3 protein-coding genes are annotated in these 3,745 nt (G+C 70.9%); all 3 read left to right on the top strand.

Annotated elements, in window-relative coordinates; genetic code table 11:
- Positions 1-1,990 (top strand): biosynthetic-type acetolactate synthase large subunit (gene ilvB / locus D1643_RS10205; RefSeq protein WP_160710516.1); only part of this gene is annotated, 1,990 nt, incomplete at its 5' end.
- Positions 1,987-2,469 carry an acetolactate synthase small subunit gene (ilvN, locus tag D1643_RS10200; protein WP_160710515.1) on the top strand — a complete coding sequence of 161 codons (483 nt, stop codon included), beginning with the start codon at positions 1,987-1,989 and terminating at the stop codon, positions 2,467-2,469. The genes ilvB and ilvN, both read left to right, overlap by 4 nt.
- A gap of 126 nt (positions 2,470-2,595) precedes the next feature.
- Positions 2,596-3,588 carry a ketol-acid reductoisomerase gene (gene ilvC, locus D1643_RS10195; protein ID WP_160710514.1) on the top strand — a complete coding sequence of 331 codons (993 nt, stop codon included), beginning with the start codon at positions 2,596-2,598 and terminating at the stop codon, positions 3,586-3,588.
- Positions 3,589-3,745: the final 157 nt, after the last annotated feature.

The raw sequence follows: 3,745 nt of genomic DNA, 5'->3' as shown, positions 1-3,745 counted from the left end.
GAGCGCGGAACCGGCGCGGCGCAGCGCCGCGAGCGCCGGGGCGTGCCGCGGCCTGGGGTCGCGCACGGCCAAGGAGGGCCGCGTCATGCGCGGCGCCGAGGCCGTGGTGGCCTCGCTGGAGGCCGAGGGGGTCGACGTGGTGTTCGGCTACCCCGGCGGCCAGGCCATCAAGCTCTACGACGCGCTCTACGACTCCGAGCAGATCACCCACGTGCTTGCCCGCCACGAGCAGGGCGCCGTGCACATGGCCGACGGCTACGCGCGCTCCACGGGGCGCCCCGGCGTGGTCATCGTGACCAGCGGGCCGGGCGCCACCAACACCGTCACGGGCATCGCCACCGCCTACATGGACTCGGTGCCCCTCGTCGTCATCACCGGCCAGGTGGGGCGCGGCGTCATCGGCACCGACTCGTTCCAGGAGTCCGACATCGTGGGCATCACCATGCCCGTGGTGAAGCACTCCTTTTTGCTCCAGAGCACTGACGAGCTCACCCGCACCGTGCGCGAGGCCTTCCACATCGCCGTGACGGGCCGCCCCGGGCCGGTGCTCATCGACGTGCCGAGCGACCTGGCGGGGGAGGAGATGACCTTCTCCTATCCCGACGAGGTGAGCCTGCCCTCCTACAAGCCCACCTACCGCGGCAACGCGCGCCAGGTGCGGGCTGCCGCGCGCCTGCTCGAGGAGGCCGAGCGCCCGCTGCTCTACGTGGGCGGCGGCGCCGTCATCTCCGAGGCGTCCGAGGAGGTGGTCGCCCTCATGAACCGCATGGACGTGCCGGCGGTCACCACCCTCATGGGTAAGGGGTCGGTGCCCTCCTCCCATCCGCTCAACCTGGGGCCGGTGGGCATGCACGGGGCCAAGTACTCCAACATGGCCATGACTGAGGCTGACGTGCTCATCGCCTGCGGCGCCCGCTTCTCCGACCGCGTGACCGGGCGCCTGTCGCGCTTCGCCCCCAACGCGCGCATCGTCCACATCGACATCGACCCGGCCGAGATCGGCAAGGTGGTGCAGGTGGACGTGCCCATCGTGGGCGACCTGAAGGGGGTGCTGGCGGCGCTGATCAGCCAGCTGGACAAGGACGGCGCCGAGCCGCGGGACGCCGAGTGGGTGGCCGACCTGGCGCTCTGGCGCGAGCGCTATCCCTTCTACCATCCCAACGTGCGCGACGCCGCCGACGAGGTGATACCGGAGCTGGTCATGGCCGAGCTCGGCCGCCAGCTCGACCCGGAGCGCTCCATCATCACCACCGAGGTGGGGCAGCACCAGATGTGGGCCCACCAGTTCCTGCCCCGCGAGCACCCGCGTACCTTCCTCTCGTCGGGCGGGCTGGGCACCATGGGCTTCGGGTTCCCGGCGGCCCTCGGCGCGGCCGTGGCCCGTCCCGAGGCCCAGGTGGTGTGCGTGGCCGGCGACGGCTCCTTCCAGATGAACCTCCAGGAGATGGCCACCGCCACGGCCAACGGCGTGCCCGTGAAGGTGATGATCATGGACAACCGGTGCCTGGGCATGGTGCACCAGTGGCAGAAGCTGTTCTACGACGGGCGCTACGCCGAGACGCTGCTCGACCCGGTGCCCGACTTCGTCAAGCTGGCCGACGCCTACGGCTGGGCCGCCGAGCGGGTGGAACGTCCCGCCGACGTGGCCGGCGCCATCGAACGCATGCTCGCCGCGCCGGGCCCCTACCTGCTGGACGTGGCCATCTCACCCGAGCAGAACGTCTACCCCATGGTGGCGCCGGGGGCCGGCCTCGACGACATCATGGGCGCCATCGACGTGGCCGTAGGGGCTGTGCGCACGGCCATGCCCGGCGTGGCCGACGCCCCGGCCTCGTCGCCCTGCGCCCAGATAGACGCGCAGTTCGGCGGCCGCTGGGAGTCGGGCCCGGAGGATACCGGCGCGCGGCTGGGCCAGGACGGCTCGCCTGCGGCGGGGGATTGGCGGTCCCACGTGCGAGCTCAGGCCGGCGGGAAGGGAGGCGCCTCATGAGACACGTGCTCTCGGCGCTCGTCGAGAACAAGCCCGGCGTGCTCTCGCGCGTGACCGGGCTCATCTCGCGGCGCGGCTTCAACATCGAGTCGCTCTCGGTCGGCCCCACCGAGGACCCCACCATGTCGCGGGTGACCGCCATCGTGCGGGCCGACGAGGTGGCCTACGAGCAGATCACCAAGCAGCTGCACAAGCTCATCGACGTCCACAAGATCACCGACCTCACCGACGAGGGCGCCATCGAGCGCGAGCTGGCCCTGTTCAAGGTGGCCGCCACGCCCGAGCGGCGCAGCGAGATCATCGAGATTGCCAACATCTTCCGCGCGAAGATCGTGGACGTGGGCCGCGCCTCGCTCACTATCGAGGCCACCGGCGACGAGGCCAAGCTGGCGGGCCTGGAGGACCTGTTCCGCGCCTACGGCATCAAGGAGATCGTCCGCACCGGCAAGATCGCCATGAGCCGCAACGCCAAGGACTAGGCTCCCCGGCGCCGGCGGACGGCTTCGCGCAGGAGCGCCCCGGCCCCCGGGCCCTGCGAAAACCCCGGGCCCCGTGCCCGACCATCATAGACAACGGCATTCGACGAAAGGAAAAGAGGAACCGACATGGCCGTCACCATCTACTACGAGCAGGACTGCGACCCCTCCGTCATCCGCGGCAAGAAGATCGCCGTCATCGGCTACGGATCCCAGGGTCACGCCCACGCCCTCAACCTGCGCGACTCCGGCTGCGACGTGCGCGTGGGCCTGCGCGAGGGCTCGTCGTCCTGGGCCGCGGCCGAGGAGGCCGGGCTTGCGGTCAAGACCGTCGAGGAGGCGGCCGAGGAGGCCGACCTCGTCATGATCCTCGTGCCCGACGAGCTTCAGCCCCAGGTCTACGAGGAGCAGATCGCCCCGCACCTGCACGCTGGCGACACCCTGGCCTTCGCCCACGGCTTCAACGTGCACTACGGCTACATCACCCCGCCCGAGGACGTGGACGTCATCATGTGCGCCCCGAAGGGCCCCGGCCACATCGTGCGCCGCCAGTTCACCGAGGGCTCGGGCGTGCCCGATTTGGCCTGCGTGGCCCAGGACGCCAGCGGGAGGGCCTGGGACACGGCGCTGTCCTACTGCTGGGGCGTGGGCGGCGCCCGCTCGGGCATCATCAAGGCCACCTTCGCCCAGGAGACCGAGGAGGACCTCTTCGGCGAGCAGGCTGTGCTCTGCGGCGGCCTCGTGGAGCTGGTGAAGGCCGGCTTCGAGACGCTGGTGGAGGCGGGCTATCCGCCGGAGCTGGCCTACTTCGAGTGCTACCACGAGATGAAGATGATCGTCGACCTCATGTACGAGAGCGGCATCCACTTCATGAACTACTCCATCTCCAACACCGCCGAGTACGGCGAGTACTACGCCGGCCCCAAGGTCATCAACGAGCAGAGCCGCGAGGCCATGCGCGAGATCCTCGCCCGCATCCAGGACGGCTCGTTCGCCCGCGCGTTCATGGCCGACTGCGCCGACGGCCATAAGTGGCTCCTCGAGCAGCGCGAGGCCATCAACACCCACGAGATCGAGCAGACCGGCGAGCGCATCCGCCAGATGTTCTCCTGGACGAGGTAGGGCCCGCGAACCCGTCGGGGCGGGGGCTTCGCCTGAGGGCCCCGGCGGGCCGCAGTCCCCGCCTGCGTCGGCCTGCCCGCCGGGCTCGGGTGAAGGCGGGGGGGCGCCCGCGGCGAGGGGGGGCGCCTGCGTCCCCGCCTGCCGGCCTCGCCCGAGG

Source organism: Enterorhabdus sp. P55 (assembly GCF_009911695.1).
Taxonomy (GTDB): Bacteria; Actinomycetota; Coriobacteriia; order Coriobacteriales; family Eggerthellaceae; genus Enterorhabdus.
Note: the sequence above shows the minus strand (reverse complement) of the source record. Positions and strands in the feature narration are given on the sequence as shown.

Excerpts from the sequence above, each read along its gene's own strand:
- ilvN (WP_160710515.1), top strand. The coding sequence starts at position 1,987 with ATGAGACACGTGCTCTCGGCGCTCGTCGAGAACAAGCCCGGCGTGCTC.
- ilvC (WP_160710514.1), top strand. The coding sequence starts at position 2,596 with ATGGCCGTCACCATCTACTACGAGCAGGACTGCGACCCCTCCGTCATC.